Below are 203 nucleotides of genomic sequence, written 5' to 3'. Positions count from 1 at the left end.
CCGGGCATGACCATTTCCTTGTCCTTCGGCAGCTCGATCGAGCCGGTCACGTCGGTCGTGCGGAAGTAGAACTGCGGGCGGTAGTTGTTGAAGAACGGCGTGTGGCGGCCGCCCTCGTCCTTGGAGAGCACGTACACCTCGGCGGTGAAGTGCGTGTGCGGCTTGATGGAGCCGGGCTTGCACAGCACCTGGCCGCGCTCGAC

At 65.0% G+C, this 203-nt stretch carries 1 protein-coding gene; it reads right to left on the bottom strand.

All coding sequences use genetic code 11. The annotated features are described in order from the left end of the window. On the bottom strand, positions 1 to 203 hold a 203-nt coding region (locus ACY0MJ_RS22565; protein ID WP_462640798.1), incomplete at both ends, for an EF-Tu C-terminal domain-related protein.

It is taken from the genome of Ramlibacter sp. bp-362 (assembly GCF_054956735.1).
This window is presented reverse-complemented; position numbering and strand designations above follow the sequence as displayed.